This window comes from Streptomyces sp. NPDC093225 (assembly GCF_044753805.1).
Taxonomy (GTDB): Bacteria; Actinomycetota; Actinomycetes; order Streptomycetales; family Streptomycetaceae; genus Streptomyces.
In genome coordinates, this window is sequence record NZ_JBIVNX010000001.1 from 346818 (window position 1) to 361399 (window position 14582).

Annotated in this window: 17 protein-coding genes and 1 tRNA gene; 14 read left to right on the forward strand and 4 right to left on the reverse strand. The window is 73.9% G+C overall.

The features are described from left to right. Positions 1-20 precede the first annotated feature (20 nt). The 4 genes from ACIQCH_RS00975 (at position 21) to ACIQCH_RS00990 (ending at position 2195) form a co-directional block, all read left to right on the forward strand. Complete coding sequence (locus ACIQCH_RS00975; protein ID WP_402576529.1) at positions 21-605, forward strand: DUF6529 family protein; 585 nt, start codon at positions 21-23, stop codon at positions 603-605. A 37-nt stretch (positions 606-642) separates the two neighbouring features. Beyond that, positions 643-1086: a hypothetical protein gene (locus ACIQCH_RS00980; protein ID WP_402576531.1), complete on the forward strand. Its 444-nt coding sequence runs from the start codon at positions 643-645 to the stop codon at positions 1084-1086. Between the two features lie 67 nt (positions 1087-1153). Further along, complete coding sequence (locus tag ACIQCH_RS00985) at positions 1154-1756, forward strand: hypothetical protein (protein ID WP_402576533.1); 603 nt, start codon at positions 1154-1156, stop codon at positions 1754-1756. Between the two features lie 208 nt (positions 1757-1964). Next, complete coding sequence (locus tag ACIQCH_RS00990; protein ID WP_402576535.1) at positions 1965-2195, forward strand: DUF6480 family protein; 231 nt, start codon at positions 1965-1967, stop codon at positions 2193-2195. A gap of 153 nt (positions 2196-2348) precedes the next feature. Here ACIQCH_RS00990 and ACIQCH_RS00995 read toward each other — a convergent pair whose 3' ends face one another. The 3 genes from ACIQCH_RS00995 to ACIQCH_RS01005 form a co-directional block, all read right to left on the reverse strand. Continuing rightward, entirely contained in the window at positions 2349-2690 is a 342-nt protein-coding gene (locus ACIQCH_RS00995; protein WP_402576537.1) for a hypothetical protein, read from the reverse strand. A 182-nt stretch (positions 2691-2872) separates the two neighbouring features. Further along, on the reverse strand, positions 2873-4057 hold the full coding sequence (locus tag ACIQCH_RS01000; protein WP_402576539.1) for a glycosyltransferase family 4 protein: 1185 nt from the start codon (positions 4055-4057) through the stop codon (positions 2873-2875). Beyond that, complete coding sequence (locus tag ACIQCH_RS01005) at positions 4054-5244, reverse strand: hypothetical protein (protein WP_402576541.1); 1191 nt, start codon at positions 5242-5244, stop codon at positions 4054-4056. The genes ACIQCH_RS01000 and ACIQCH_RS01005 overlap by 4 nt, the downstream gene beginning before the upstream one ends. Before the next feature lie 142 nt (positions 5245-5386). Here ACIQCH_RS01005 and ACIQCH_RS01010 point away from each other — a divergent pair, with 142 nt between their 5' ends. From ACIQCH_RS01010 to ACIQCH_RS01030, 5 genes are all read left to right on the forward strand, one after another. Continuing rightward, positions 5387-6595, forward strand: a complete 1209-nt coding sequence (locus ACIQCH_RS01010; protein ID WP_402576543.1) for a sensor histidine kinase — start codon at positions 5387-5389, stop codon at positions 6593-6595. 5 nt (positions 6596-6600) lie between these two features. Then, a complete protein-coding gene (locus ACIQCH_RS01015) occupies positions 6601-7350 on the forward strand; it encodes a response regulator (RefSeq protein ID WP_402576545.1) in 750 nt (249 codons plus the stop codon). A gap of 545 nt (positions 7351-7895) precedes the next feature. Next, positions 7896-8696 (forward strand): neocarzinostatin apoprotein domain-containing protein, encoded by an 801-nt coding sequence (locus tag ACIQCH_RS01020; RefSeq protein WP_402576546.1) that lies wholly within the window; start codon positions 7896-7898, stop codon positions 8694-8696. Between the two features lie 485 nt (positions 8697-9181). Further along, positions 9182-9550 (forward strand): RNHCP domain-containing protein, encoded by a 369-nt coding sequence (locus ACIQCH_RS01025; protein WP_402576548.1) that lies wholly within the window; start codon positions 9182-9184, stop codon positions 9548-9550. A gap of 25 nt (positions 9551-9575) precedes the next feature. Then, on the forward strand, positions 9576-10001 hold the full coding sequence (locus tag ACIQCH_RS01030; RefSeq protein ID WP_402576550.1) for an RNHCP domain-containing protein: 426 nt from the start codon (positions 9576-9578) through the stop codon (positions 9999-10001). A gap of 155 nt (positions 10002-10156) precedes the next feature. Here the strand turns inward: ACIQCH_RS01030 and ACIQCH_RS01035 are convergent, their stop codons facing one another. Continuing rightward, complete coding sequence (locus ACIQCH_RS01035; protein ID WP_402576552.1) at positions 10157-10519, reverse strand: hypothetical protein; 363 nt, start codon at positions 10517-10519, stop codon at positions 10157-10159. Positions 10520-10933: 414 nt separating this feature from the next. Here ACIQCH_RS01035 and ACIQCH_RS01040 point away from each other — a divergent pair, with 414 nt between their 5' ends. From ACIQCH_RS01040 to ACIQCH_RS01060, 5 genes are all read left to right on the forward strand, one after another. After that, on the forward strand, positions 10934-11713 hold the full coding sequence (locus ACIQCH_RS01040; RefSeq protein WP_402576554.1) for an SDR family NAD(P)-dependent oxidoreductase: 780 nt from the start codon (positions 10934-10936) through the stop codon (positions 11711-11713). 106 nt (positions 11714-11819) lie between these two features. Then, a tRNA-Trp gene (locus ACIQCH_RS01045) sits at positions 11820-11894 on the forward strand. Between the two features lie 566 nt (positions 11895-12460). Continuing rightward, the gene (locus ACIQCH_RS01050; protein ID WP_402576556.1) at positions 12461-13522 is read left to right on the forward strand and encodes a hypothetical protein; all 1062 of its coding nucleotides are present in this window, start codon (positions 12461-12463) and stop codon (positions 13520-13522) included. A gap of 14 nt (positions 13523-13536) precedes the next feature. Next, on the forward strand, positions 13537-14025 hold the full coding sequence (locus ACIQCH_RS01055) for a hypothetical protein (RefSeq protein WP_402576558.1): 489 nt from the start codon (positions 13537-13539) through the stop codon (positions 14023-14025). Beyond that, a complete protein-coding gene (locus ACIQCH_RS01060) occupies positions 14022-14582 on the forward strand; it encodes a hypothetical protein (RefSeq protein ID WP_402576560.1) in 561 nt (186 codons plus the stop codon). Before ACIQCH_RS01055 ends, ACIQCH_RS01060 begins: the two co-directional genes overlap by 4 nt.

Genomic DNA, 14582 nt, shown 5'->3' on the forward strand with positions numbered 1-14582 from the left:
GTTCCGAGACGAGGAGCACCATGTCGCACGCCCGGCCCGCTCTGCGTCGCCCGCAAGCCGGGCTCGCCCTCGCGCTGGCGTTCGCGGCTGCCGCCGCCGTGTTCGTCGCCGTGTTCCTGTTCGGCCGGGCGAACACGCCGGACTACACCGCGACGCTGTTCGGCCGGACGGGCACGGACGCCCTGCGTCTCAAGGCGCAGCTCGCCACCGCCGCCCTGGGGCTGGCAGCCGTGCAACTGCTCCTGGCCCTGTGGATGTACCGGCGGCTGCCCGGGGTGCGCCGGGTGCCGGGCCCGGTGCCCCTCACGCACCGCATCGTCGGCGTGGTGCTGTTCGCCCTCACCGTTCCGATCGCGGTGCACTGCGTGCGGGCGTACGGCGTGCAACTCACCGGCTCGCGCTCGGCGGTGCACTCGCTCGCGGGGTGCTTCCTCTACGGGGCGTTCGCCGCCAAGGTCCTGCTGGTGCACAGCCGGCGCCTGCCGCACTGGGCCCTGCCGCTGGCCGGAGGTGCGCTGGTGGTCGTGCTGGTGGTCCTCTGGTACACGAGTGCGCTGTGGTACTTCAACGGAAACAGCGTGCCGGTGCTGTCGCGGGGCCGCTGAGGCGTGGCCCACGGCTCCCACGACCGTGCGGACGCCCTTGAGGAGCGTCACGCCCTGCCGCCGCCGAGCCCGGCCCGCACGGCGCTGGTACGCCACCTACGTCGCCGCCGTTGCGGCCCGCGCTCACGGACGCCGTGAGCCGGCACTGCTCGCCGAGCTCGAGGCACTCGTCGCGGAGGCCGAGCAGACGTACGACATCCCCTATGGTCTGCTGGCGCCGGCCCGCCTGAACCGCGCGTGGGTGCTGATGGACGTGGCACGGGCCGCCGAGGCGGAGGCGGAAGTCCGGGACGTCCTGACCGACGACCGGTCGCCGGCCGCCTGCGAGCGGTACGTCTGCGCCCTGCTCTCCCGTATCACCCCGTCCCGATCGTCGGCGTCCGGTGTCCGTCCGGCCGACTCGGTCGGGGGCGGCCCGGACGGGGGGACCTGTGTGGCGGGCGAGGTAAATGTGTGGTCGTCGTACAGCCGGAACGGTTGAGGCGGGAAGCGACGTGTGCGACGGGCCGCGTGGCCCGCCGTACCGCTGCTCACACCGGAGGAACCCCATGAACCCGACCGCGTCCCGTCTGCTGCGCGCCGCCCGCTTGGCCGTCCCCGCCACCGCGGCGGTCACGCTCACCCTGGCCCTGGCCTCGCCGGCCTCCGCCAGCCCCTCGCTCGTGGCACGCAACGGCAGCAGCGTGCAGTTCGCCGCGCTGCCCGGTGAGGTGAACGACGTCACCTTCACCCTGAGCGGGGGCACCCTCGTCGTCAGGGACGCGGCGAGTCCGCTGACCCCGGGGCAGGGGTGCGTCCGCGTCGACAACAACACCGTCCGCTGCGGTACGGGCGTGACCCGGATCCAGGCGACCCTGGGTGACCTGGACGACCGGGCCGACAACCAGACGTCCCTCGCGAGCGATATCGACGGTGGCCTGGGCCGCGACATCCTGCTCGGAGGCGGTGGCGCCGACAGGCTCACCGACCCCGACGGCTGGCCGGCCGCTCCGTCGGGGACCACCTTCGACGGTCGCGCGGGCAACGACACGATCGTCTCCCGCAACCTCGGCTACGACCGGGTCGTGTGCGGCTCCGGCTTCGACATCGCGATCGCCGACAACGCCGGCCTCGACGTCCTTTCGGGCTGCGAGTTCGCCCAGCGCTTCTGACGCCTCCGGTGCGGCGGGCCCGCCCCGGGCCCGCCAGGCCGCCTCTCCCCGTGCTGTGCGTCGCGTGGCCTGATGCCGAGGACCGTGTACATCATGTCGGTCACGTCGTCAGCGCCATGGCCGGCGCCATGGCGCTCTACCGGTGGTGACCCCGGTGAAACCCGGGAAGAGGTGGCATGGCGCACCGGGATCGGGGGACCAGCGGTGCATGACTACCAGCAACCCCGACCCCGATCCACGAACGACCACAGGGCTGACCGCCGGCGGCGCCGTGCCGGCCGGAGCGACCCCGCCGGCCGAGTCCGGCACGGGCACCGGAACCGGCCCCCACAGGCCACCGAAACGCGGGTGGGCAGGCGGACCGCTCACGGTCGTCGTCGTACTGGCTGTCCTGGTGGCGCTGTTCTTCCTCGTCTACGCCATCGTCGTGGCCCTGTGAGCCGTGCGTGGCGGGCGCGCCCGCGCGGGTCGGGGGTCGGGCGGTTCAGGAGCACTTCCTCGTACCGCCCCAGCGCCAGCAGCAGGCACAGCATCAGGGCCGGCACCAGCACCGCGACCAGTGCGGCGAGCGGGTCCCCGGGGCCGTGACGCATCACGTGGGCCCGTGTCGGCGCAGCCCTGCCCGCCGGCCGAGCACGTAGCCACCAGCCGCGGCCGCTGCCGCGAGCGAGCCCGCGAGGGAGGCGATGACCGGGAAGACCTTGCGGTCCTGTACGGCTTGCCAAGCCGGGGCGAGGGTGTCGCGTGCAGCCGTGGCTGCCGCGTGTGTCTTCTCGGCCAGAGGCGCGGGCACCACCGTCAGGCTGCGGCTCACGGTCTCCCTGGCGTCCGCCGCTCCGCCGGAAGGCGAGCGGTTACGGCTGCTGTCGGCGTCGGCGTCGGCGTCGGCGTCGGCGTCGGCGTCGGCGGTGTCGGGCTTCTCCCATTCGGTCATGTCACGCGTCTGGCCGTCTCGGGGACTTCTATGCGGGCTTCGGCGCACCGGCTGTCGGCTGCCTGCTGCGCGGCGCATGGCACCGGCGGGCGAGGGTACGAGCGAGGTGGCCGCGGCTGGAGCGGGTACCCCCGGTCCCGCACGGTCGGAAGGCTCCCGTACGACGGGCTCCCCGTCGCCCGTCAGCACGCCGGCGGCACCGCTGCCGCCGAGCGGCTCGGTGGATGGAGCAGCCCCGTCAGAGTCGCGAACGAGTGGTCCCAGGTCCATTCCGTCCGGATCCAGTGGCGGCCCTTCTCGCCCATCCGCTGGGCGAGTCCGGGGTTGCGGAGGAGCCTGGTCAGTCGGTCCGCCGTCGCCGCCACCGAGCGACCGTCGACGACGTAGCCGGTCTCGCCCTCGCGCACCGCGTCGGGGGCGCCGCCCGAGTCGCCGGCCAGGACGGGCAGTCCGCACGCGGCGGCCTCCAGGTAGACGATGCCCAGCCCTTCCACCTCCAGGCCGCGTCTGCGGGTGCGGCAGGGCATGGCGAAGGCGTCGGCGGCGGCGTAGAAGGAGGGGAGCGCGTGGTGGGGGTGGCCGCCTGCGAAGACGACCGAATCCACGACGCCTTCGGCCCGGGCCAGTCGCCGTAGTTCGGGAGCGTACGGGCCGTCGCCGACCAGCAGGAGCACGGCGTCCGGGAGCGCCCTGCGGATCCAGGGCAACGCCCTGATCAGGGTGTCCTGGCCCTTGCGCGGGACCAGCCGGGCCGCGCACAGGATCACCGGGCGGCGGCCCAGACCGTAGCGCTCCCGCACCGGCCCGCCGTCCAGGAAGGGGTGGAAGGCCGTGGTGTCCACGCCGGGGACCAGGCGTGCGGTGCGGGTCCCGGGCGCGAGGGCGGACTCGATCGGCCGTCGGGTGCTCGTGCCCAGCCAGGTGAGGGCGTCGACCTGGGTTCCGATGCGTCGCAGCAGCGTCCTGGCCCCGGGGGTGCGGGCCCACCACACCTCGTGGCCGTGCGTGGTGGCGACGGCGGTGCGGATGTCCGTCGTCTGCCGCAGTCGGTGCGCCATCAGGCCGAGTGGTGCCGCGGCGCCGAACCACACCCGGTCGCAGCCGTACCGGCGGGCCACGGCCGCGGCGTGCGCGGTGGCCCGGGGCGTGGGCAGGAGGGTGCGTGCCGGGTGGCGGATCACCGGGTACGGAAAGGAAGCGTCGGATGCCGGCCCGGGCGCGGCGGGGTCCGGCGCCGAGGTGAGGACGACCACCCCGTCGGGCGGGAAACGGTCGGCCAGTTCACGGACGAACGTCTCGATACCGCCCTGCCGGGGCGGGAAGTCGTTGGTGACGATCAGCGTGCGAGGGCGGGAGCCGTGCGTCATACGGCGGCCTCCTCCTTGGAAGGGGCGACAGGGGAGATAGAGGGGACGGAAGAGACAGAGGAGACAGAAGAGACAGGAGCGGCGGACGTCTCAGTGGCGGTGCCGCGCCGCGGCATCCGGTACGCCAGCGCCCCGAGCAGCAGCGGATAGACCAGGTATCCGAAACGGGTCGAGGGCATCAGGGTCATCGCCAACCCCAGACCGAGCGCGAGCCGGGCTGCCGCCGCCCGCGCCGTTCCCGGCGGCCGCGACACCAGCGACACGGCGATCAGCAGCGCGCTCATCGCGAGGAGCCCGAGCGCGACCACCTTCCCGCCGGGGGCGTACGTCGCCAGCAGGTGGCCGGGCAGCGGGCTGGCCGCCGGCGAGGCGGTGCCGGTGAGGCCCAGCGGGAAGGCGATGACGCTCCGGTAGAAGCCGGCGGGGTCGGAGAGGGCGAAGGGCAGCACCGCCGCCGTCGCGGTGGACAGGGCCACTGCGGCGTACCGCAGCGCGGGTCGGCCGCCCCTGCCCGCCGCGAGCGGCGCCAGTGCCACGGGCAGCGCGGGCCACGCCGTCCACTTGAGCGCGGCGCCGGCCCCGAGCACCAGCGCGGCGCGGCCCGCCCGCCCCTGCCCGGCGAGGACGACGCCGAGGCACATCAGGCCGGCGACCGGAAGGTCGGTCCCGCCCACCGCGACGGGCAGCGCGACGAGAGGGCAGGCGAGCAGCCGGGCCCGGTACAGGCCGGCCGCGCCGAGGGCCGCCACGAAGGCCCCGGCCAGCCACCAGCGCGCATCCCCGGGCAGTACGCCGAAGAGCGCCATCCCGGGCAGGTACGGGTTGAAGTCGGCGACGGCCGCGGGGTCGGCGACGTACGGGCTGCCGGTCGTGAGGAGCAGCCGCCCCGACCGCTCGACGACCGCGACCTCGAGCTGTCCGAGTCCGGCCGCCACCGACGAGACGAGCGGCACCACGACGGCCCCCGCCACGGCGACCACCCGGGCGGCCGGGCGGGAGCGCTCGGCGCAGGCAAGGACCGCCGCGACCGCGTAGCCCGGCCCCGCCACCGCCCCCCACATCCGGTGCGGCCCCAGGTCCGAGACCAGCGCGACCCCCAGCGCGGTGAGTGCGCAGCCGGCCCAGGCGTACCGCTCGTGACGCGTGCACCGGACGTGCCGGACGTACCGTTCAAGGTTCTTCGTCATGCCCACCGACGTTAGGAATCCACGGGCCCGAGGGCGTCAACCCCGGCTCCGGACCGGGGACTCGACCCGTGGCATGACGTCCGGCCGCAGACTCAACCCGTGCGGCGACGCGCTCACCCGCTCCGGCACGGACCATGGACGCATGAGTACGCCCCTCCAAGACCGCTTCCACGCCTGGATCGCCGCGCCCGCCCACCCCTGGGTCACCGGCGGAGCCCTGACCGTCGGCGCCGTGGCGGAACTGATCGCCTTCCCCGGATCCGTGACCTCCACGATCGGGGTCCTCGTCTCCTCGGCCTCGCTGATGTGGCGGCGGTCGTTCCCGCCCGTCGCGGTCCTCACGGTCGCCGCAGGCCTGCTCGGGTTCGCCGGCGACGTCAGCCTGTACGTCTCGATCATGGTGAGCGGGCTGATCGGCTGCTACACCCTGGGCCGCAACCGGGTGCTGCACCCCGCGGTCACCGTGGCGGGCGCCGCGCTCGGGGCCCTGTGCGTGAACATGGTGCACATCAACACGTGGTCGCGGATGGACCTGCCGGTGCCCGCCCTCTGGGAGAAGGGCTCGCTCAGCCTGTTCGCCGAGTCGTTCCTGCTGACCGTGGTCATCTTCGGGGCCGTCATGATGGGTGACGCGGTGCGCTCCAGGGAGGAGACCCGTGACGAACGGAACCTGGCGCAGGCCCAGTTGATCGCCCTGGAGCGGCAGCAGGCCGCCGAGGCCGAACGGGCGGCCATCGCCCGTGAGCTGCACGACATCGTCTCGCACTCGGTGTCGATGATCGCCGTGCAGGCCGAGAGCGCCACGTACACCACCCCCGGGCTCACCCCCGAGGCCCGCGACGGCTTCCAGCAGATCGCCGGCACCGCCCGCTCCTCGATGGCCGAACTGCGGCGCCTCCTCGGAGTCCTGCGCACTCCCCAGAGGCAGGGGGAGGAGGCCCTCACCGCCCCGCAGCCGACCCTCGACCATCTGGCCGAACTGGTCGAGCAGCACCGGACGGTGGGCGGCGAGGCCGAGCTGAGGGTCACCGGGGAGCGGGTGCCGCTGCCCGCCGCGTGGGAGCTGTCCGCCTACCGCATCACCCAGGAGGCGCTGACCAACGCGCGCAAGCACGCGCCCGGCGCCCGTACCGTTGTGGAGATCGACTACGGCACCGACCGGCTGCTCACGCTGCGCATCCGCGACGACGGTCCGGGTCCGGGTCCGGGCTCCGGTGCGGGCCCGGGCGTGGGCCACGGCCTCACCGGGATGCGGGAGCGGGCGGCGCTGGTCGGCGGTCGACTCAGCGCGGGCGCGAGCCCGGACGGCGGGTTCCTGGTGGAGGCGGAGCTTCCCTGGGGCGCCAAGTGATACGTATGGAAAGGGAGTTGAGCGTGATCAGGGCAGTGGTCGCCGACGACCAGGCGGTCGTCCGCACCGGCTTCGCCAACCTCCTCGACACCCAGGAGGACATCGAGGTCGTGGGCGAGGCCGAGGACGGCGTGCAGGCGGTGCGCATCGCGGCCGAGACCCGGCCCGACGTGGTGCTCCTCGACATCCGGATGCCGCACAAGAACGGCATCGAGGCGGCCCGCGAGATCCTGGCCGGGCCGCAGTGCACGACCAAGGTCCTGATCCTGACGACCTTCGGCCTCGACGAGTACGTGTACGACGCGCTCGCGGCCGGGGCGAGCGGCTTCCTGCTCAAGGACGCCACGTTCCCCGAGCTGCTGCACGCGGTGCGGGTGGTGGCCGCCGGGAACGCGCTGCTCTCACCCGAGATCACCAAGCGGGTGATCGGCGAGTTCGTCCATGCGCGGGCGTCGCGGCTGCCGGTCCACTCCGTGGGGGAGCTCACGGCACGGGAGGCGGAGGTGCTCGCCCTGATCGCCCGGGGGCTGTCCAACGCGGAGATCTCGACCCGGCTCACGATCACCGATCACACCGTGAAGACCCACATCAACCGGCTGTTCGCGAAGCTGGGGCTGCGGGACCGGGCGCAGGCGGTGATCGCGGCCTACGAGCTGGGGCTGGCGCGGGTGGGGGCAGGGTCGGCTGAGCGACCGCTTCCCGTCGCCGGTGGCGAGAGGGCACGTGTCGGGGTGCGGTCCCCGTCGCGGCCCTGATGGCCAAGACCGCACCCCGTACCTTCGACGCTACCCACAGGCCAGCCGGCCACACGATCGGATTTTCGCGGGTGCTCGGCGCGCGGGCAGGTCGTACGGACCGGTGCGGCGCAGTGCTGCGGCCTGGCGCGCTGCTTCGCCCTGCGCCCTCACGACGCGGTGGCATGATCGGGTCGCGGGCGCGGTGGTCGCGTCCCGGCAGGGGGAGGTCCACCGTGACATCCGAACGACGGACCCGGCACCGGAGTTCCGGGCGCGCGGCACCGAGGTCGACGGCCTGCTCGGCGCCCTCGGCCAGGAGGAGGTTCCGGGCCTGGGCCGGCTGGCGTTGATGGAGTGGACCCCCGCGCGTGAGGGCCGGACCCTGCGGGTCCTCGAGGGCGGGGCGGTGTTCCAGCTCTCCGTGTGGACGGACGAGGCGAGCGCGTACCCCCCGTCGGCCCGGCCGAGGGCCGTCGCGGGACGGCTGATTCGCGTCCTTGCCGGGGGAGCCGGGGGACAGGAGGATCCCCCTCGACCCGACGGCACGGCGGAAGGGGGCGGCGATGGGGCTGTGGAGGGTACTCGGACGGGCCGGGCTCGTGGCGGCCCTGGCCTGGGTCGGGCTGGCCGCGGGCGGGGCGGCGGAGGCGGTGCCCGCGGCGCCGCAACTGGTGGTGCAGCGGACGAGTGGGCTGCTCGACGGGGACATCGTCGAGTTCACGGTGAAGGGCGGTCCGCCCAGGGCCTACGTATGGGTCGAGATGTGCGCCCCCGACACGGTGGCGGGGGCCTGCGACGAGGACACCGGACGGCAGTTCCGCGTACTGCCGGACGGCACCCTGTCGCCCTCGCCGAAGAAGCTGTACGCGCAACTCGCCACCGGCGCGGGCACCTTCGACTGCCGCACCGCCACCGCGGCGCAGCCCTGCCGGCTGGCCCTGACCGACAACGCCGGCGCCGTCCTCACGACCGTCACCCTGGGCTTCCGGCCCCGCGGCGCGCTGGAGGCGGCCCCCACCGTCAGGGTGGATCCGTTCGAGGGACTGGTGGACGGCCAGTCCGTGCACGTCACCGGGCGCGGCTACGAGCCGCAGTACCACTCGGTGGTCATGGAGTGCGCCGCCGGCTCCACGGAGACCACCGGCTGCCGCAGCCGGGGCCGCCCGCCGGCCACCACCGACCGGGGGCGGCTGGACGAGACGGTCGCGCTCTCGGCGGCCTTCACCGCCATCGACCGTCGCACGGTCGACTGCCGCGTCGCCCCGGGCTGCGAGGTGGTCGTGTTCGGCACCCGCGTCCGCGGCCCGCACTCGGTGTCGCACCCCCTCCACTTCGCCCCGCCGGCGACCCCGCCCGCCCACTGACGACCCCGCTCGGCGGAGCTCGCCGTTCAGGGTCGCGGCCCACGGTCGGCGTGTGCGCTCGGCTATTCTTCCGGCACTGCTCGCCGACCGTAGGGATGACCAGAGTTGCCTCGAACGGGAATTCTCCCTCTGCGAGCACTGATCGTGACGGGTACGGCCCGCCCCGCCGGCAGGGCCGTTCCTCGATAATGCGTTGGCGGCGCCGGGAGGCGTCTTGTTAGCCTGACGGGGTCGTTCTGATTCGTTCTGGGCCTGTGTGCCCTGGAAAAGGGTGTTTGATGACCCGGCCCGCGCCGAGTGCGCCTCGCCGTACCGCGTAACCGTCCGTCGCCTTCCGCTGCCCGCTTCTCCGGGCGGCTGCCGGACGTGTCCTCCGGTGCTCTGACCTGCCCGTCCGCCGTCCGGCGGCGTTGTCGGGCAGCCTTCTGACGAGGCCACTCGGCCTGCTCTTGCTGTCGTGACCGTTTCCAGCAAGGAGCACCCGGGTGTCCAGCCACACCACCAACAACAACACTCTCGGCCTCAGCACCTTCGCCTGCGCGTGGTGCGGTCTGACCGTGTCCACGTACGCCGCCGACGGCGCGCCGCGCAACCACTGCCCGTCCTGCCTGCACTCCCGGCACGTCCTCGACCACGTCGAGGGCGGCCCGAGCGACTGCGAGGGCCGGATGTCCCCGATCGCCATCGCCGTGCTCCGCACCGGTGACTGGAGGGTGATCCACCGCTGCGTGCGCTGCGACGAACTCACCTCCAACCCGATCTGCACGGACGACAACCAGCTCATCCTGATGCGCATGGCCGTCCGCCCGCTGGCCCAACCCCCTTTCCCGCTCGAAGCGTTCGGAACCATCTGACCGCCCGACGGAAAGGACCACCGCCATGGCACGCAACAACCACAGCGGTCGTGCTCAGCGCCGACGCCGTCCGCAGCGCCACAAGGACGTCCTGCACGCCCAGGGCGGGCACCGGGCCGACGGCTTCCGGTGCACGTCCTGCCGTCTCGACGTGTCCCTGGACGCTCCCGGCACCGCGCACCGCAACCACTGCCCGAACTGCCTCGCCAGCCTGCACGTCGACCGGAAGATCCCCGGCGATCGCGACGCGGACTGCCACGGCCGGATGGAGGCCCTGGCCATGTCCGTCCGCCCCGACGGCGAGTGGTTGATCGTCCACCAGTGCGCCTCCTGCGGCGAGCTCAGCGCCAACCGCATCGCCGGCGACGACAACCCCCTCGCCCTCGTACGCCTCGCCCTCAGACCCCTCGCCGACCCCAAGGCCGCCGGCCGAGCCCTGCTCACCCTGTGACCCGGACGCGGCGGTCGCCGGCGGGACGCACCCGCCCCCGCGCCCCACCCGCGGCCCGACCCCCACCCCGGGTTTCACCAGACACTCCTGGCGCGATCCGGCCCCCTCGACCTGGTGGTCGAGGGGGCCGGATCGGTCCCGGTCGGTGAGCGGGTTCAGACGAAGTACAGGAGCTGGACCCTGATGGAGAGGTCCTCGGGCCAGCGCGACTCCACGCGGACGTGCACGCGTCCTCCGTCCAGGGGCACCACGTTGTGCAGGCTGATGACCGCGTCGCCCATGATGGGCTCGCCGCTGCCGGGGCTGAACTCCGTGACGCCGGCGAGCACGAAGCTGAACGCTCCTCCGAAGCCGGGCACCGTCAGAACCCTGTCGAAGACACCACGGCCCACGAGGTCGAAGGTCATGGCGGCCAGCTCCGGATTCAGCAGTGCCCTGCCCCCGCCTGCGCCCGTGGACGGGATCGCCTGCTCGGGCCCGGCCTTCATCGCGCTGCCGCTCGCCGTGTTCCCGGTCACGGGTTCATGCAGATTGCTGTGGGTGGTCATGTCCGTTCCCTTCGGTGAGGAGGGGATCCCGGGAGAGACGTGTCGGTGTCCGCACGCCATGCCCGTACGGGGATCTCCGGAAGGCCGGCCGTGTGCGCCGGGGGCTCGATGGGGGAGGATGCTCCGGCCTCGCCGTGCGAGCCGACCGCGTACGTTCCGGTCTCCCTCTCATGGTGGGCGGGATCGGCATCGCTGCGGCCCCCTGGATTCGGGGATGTACAGGCCGTGGACCGGAAGGCAGCGCGCGCGGGTCGTTGGGAGGGCGTTGCCGGCACCGCGCAGGCCGGCACGCCCCCCGCCGATGGCATCACATCTTGATCGACTTTAGGGTCGTCTTCCCGGACGACGTCCGCCCCTCCGCGAGCGAGAGGAGCGGACCGCTGCATGGAGGAACCATTGAACCTGCTCGCATCGGGCCGACGAGTCCTCGTCAGCGGCGCCTCGCGGGGCCTGGGCCGCGCGCTCGCCGAGGCGTTCGCGGCCAACGGCGACACGGTCGCCGTCCACTACGGCTCCCGAACCGAGGAAGCCCGCGGCACCCTCGCCTCCCTTGCCGGGAGCGGCCACACCCTCGTCGGCGGGGACCTCGCCGACCCCGTGGCGGCGGCCTCCGTGGTGGACGCGGCAGCCGACGCCCTCGGCGGCATCGACGTCCTGGTCAACAACGCGGGGGTCAACGTGCGCCACCCCCTGCCGGAGACCCCGTACGAGGAGTGGGTGGCGGTGTGGCAGCGGCACGTGTCCGTGAACCTGCTCGCCACCGCGCACCTCAGCCACCTCGCGGCCCGGCGGATGATCGACCAGGGCACCGGCGGCCGCATCGTCAACATCGGCTCCCGGGGAGCGTTCCGGGGCGAGCCCGACCACCCCGCCTACGGGGCGACGAAGGCCGCCGTCCACGCGCTCGGCCAGTCCCTCGCGGTCTCCCTGGCCCCGTACGGCATCGCCGTCGCCTCGGTCGCCCCCGGTTTCTTCGAGACGGAACGCGTCGCCCCGCGTCTGGAAGGCCCTGAAGGCGCGGCCATCCGCGCACAGAGCCCGTTCGGCCGGGTGGCCGACCCGTCGGAGATCGCCGCGGCCGTCCTCTGGCTCGCCTCCCCGGCGGCCGAATGGTCCTCGGGCGCGATCCTGGACCTGAACGGAGCTTCCCACCTGCGTAGTTGAGTCGTCGATCGGGGCTGGTCGGCGGGCGCCGTCCGGCAACGGGTCGCCCGCGCGGTGACCCGAGGGACGCAGGACGTGTAGCGGCACCTAGGATGCGGTGGCGGGCGGGGCCGTAGCGCAGAGGTCGACGCGCGTGGTCTCCAAAACCATGAGGACGCCGGTTCGAATCCGGCCGGCCCCGACCCCTCCTGCCCCACGACCGCGGGCGCATGCTCCTCGCCCTGATCCACCAGCTCCACGGCGGCCCGCGACCTTCGGGAGACACCGCCGCTCGGTGTCTGGATGCTTCTCACGTGAGACCGGCCCGGCGGGCGAACCCGCGGCGAAGCCCGGGAAGACGTCCGCCCGCTCCGCGGCCGAGACGTGCACGTTCCTGGCCGAGGGCCGCCAGGCGCGCGTGGAGACCGCCCCGGCCGCCCGCGTCCCCGCCCGGCCGGGGACCCGCCCGGTCCCCCGGGCGGGGGTGAACCCGCCGCAGTGGTGCGGGGACGCCCGAGGCCACATCGGCCACGAGTAGCGCGACGGCCCGTCACGGCGCCGCGCGCCGTGCCCCCTCGGCGCCCCGCGGCCCATGAAGCGCACGGTCGGCGACCGGACCGGTGTGCCGAGGGGTGCCGTAGCCCGGTCGGATGCGGCCTTGCGCGGCGTGCCGGGGGGTGCGCGGCGTGTCCGGTGGCACCGCGCATCGGCCGCGTGCTCCCTTGGGAACGCGGCCTGTCGCGCAGGCCGGTGCGAACGGAGGTCCGTATGACGGAATCCTACGCGGGCACCTACTACCCGCAGCTGCGCGAGGTTCTCGACCCCCGGTACTCCGGGCTCTCCGACCAGGAGTTGGAGGAGGCCTTCGCCGACGCGTTCGGCGAGAGCACGCCCGCCGAGTACGAGGAGTTCTTCGGCGGCCTCGGCAGGACCCTGGAGAAGGCGGCCAGGCAGGTCGGCAGAGTCGCCTCGGCCGCCGGTCCGGGCATCCTCCGGGGCGCCGCGGCAGGCAGTGCCCTCGGCCCCTTCGGGGCGCTCGGCGGCGCGTTGCTCGGCGGTACGTCGTCGGCGCTCCAGCGGTACGGGGGCCGCGAGGCCCGCGGCGTCGGCGCCGGCATCGGTAGTGCCCTGGGCGCCGCGGGCATGCTCACCGGCCGTGGCGGAACGCCCCCCGGTCTCCCGGGGACGGCCACCAGCGGTGGGGGCCCGACCGCCTCCGCGGGCGGGGGCCCCGCCACCTCCGCGCTGTTGGCCCTGCTCGGCCGGCCCGAGCTGATCGGGGCGCTGACCGCGCTCGCCTCCGGCAGCGCGGCTCCTGTGCCCGTGGGGCAGCAGGGTGTTCCGGTGCAGGCCGGAACCTTCGCGGGCCTGCTCGGCGCACTGGCCCGGCAGGCCGGTGCGGAGTGGACGGAGTCCGTCGGCCGGGCCGAGGAGGCCGAGGGCGAGGACCGGGCGGGCGGTCTCCTGCGCCTGCTCGCCGAGTCCGAGGCGAACGGCCCCGGGGACTCGGCATCGGGCGGCGGGTGCGGCTGCCGGGGCCACGCGCGGACCACGCGCTTCGCCCGCGCCGGCAACACCGGCTCACACGGCGGCGGCGACGCCTCCGGCCACGCCGGGTCGCCTTTCGCGGACCCGGGCTACGACGACTTCCCCTTCGACGATCCCGACTTCGACGAGTCCGAGTCCGAGTCGGACCACGAGTACGACGAGTCCGACTACTACCACCTGTCCCCCTACGACCAGTCCGGCGATGACGGGGCGTACGACGAGACGCTGACGGACGCCGAGGACTTCGAGGCCCGGTTCCACGATCTGGTCCGCACCCGGTGACCGTGTCGCCGCAGATGCTCGAGATGCTGCAGCGCCACTTCTCGGGGGACACGGCCGCCGACGGGCAGATCGGCCCGGACAGCCCGGCGGCCCACCTGGCCCAGCTGCTCAGCGAGCGCGAGGCGCGGTTGCAGCGCGAACTGGCGGAGGCCGAGGAGGCCGAGCTGCGGGAGGCCGAGGACGCCCGGCGGCTCGCCGGCCGCGAGGAGCGTGCCGCGGCGGTCCGCCGCCACGTCGCCGAGCTCACCGCCCAACGGGACACCGCGTACGAGCTGCTGGACGACCTGGCGGCCGCGCTCGGCGCCTGCCCCGCCTGCTTCGGCACGGAGCACACCTGCCGGTGGTGCCGCGGGCGGGGTGCGCCTGGCTTCACCACCCCGGAGCCGGCCCTCTTCGCCCGCCTGGTACGCCCCGCGGTCGTCGTGCACGCCCGACTGCACCGGCGGGTACCTCCCACCCGTCCCACCGAACCACCGCCCCCGCGCGAAAGGACCCACCCATGAGCGGGTACGACGACCTCGACACCCTGCTGGACGGCCTCGACTTCGACGAGTTCGACGAGAGCTCCCCGAGCCGCCGCAGCATGCGAACCCCCTCCCGGCGCAGCAGCTTCACGCCGAGACACGCCCCGACGCCCGCGAGCCAGGGCCAGGTGCAGAGCAGCGTCCGCAACCTGGACAGCAAGATCGAGACCCTGGGCAACGCGGTCAAGTCCCTGGAGTCACGCACCGATTCGCTCACCGCCGGGCAGAACCGGCTGGCCGCGACCGTCCGCAAGGAGGCCGAGGAGCGCAAGAAGGGCTCGGACGCGATCCGGGCGGATCTCCAGCAGACCAAGATGCTCACCCTGCTCCTGCCGATGCTCACCCAGGAGTCGGTGGACGCCTCCGTCGGCAGCAAGCCGGTCAAGGTGGTCACCCAGTCGCAGAACCAGTTCGCCACCCTCATGCCGCTGCTGCTGCTCATGCCCGGCATGAGCGGGGGCGACGCCGGCAAGGGCGGCCTCGGCGGCGACATGATGACGAACCTGCTCCTGCTGTCGATGCTGACCAAGAAGTGA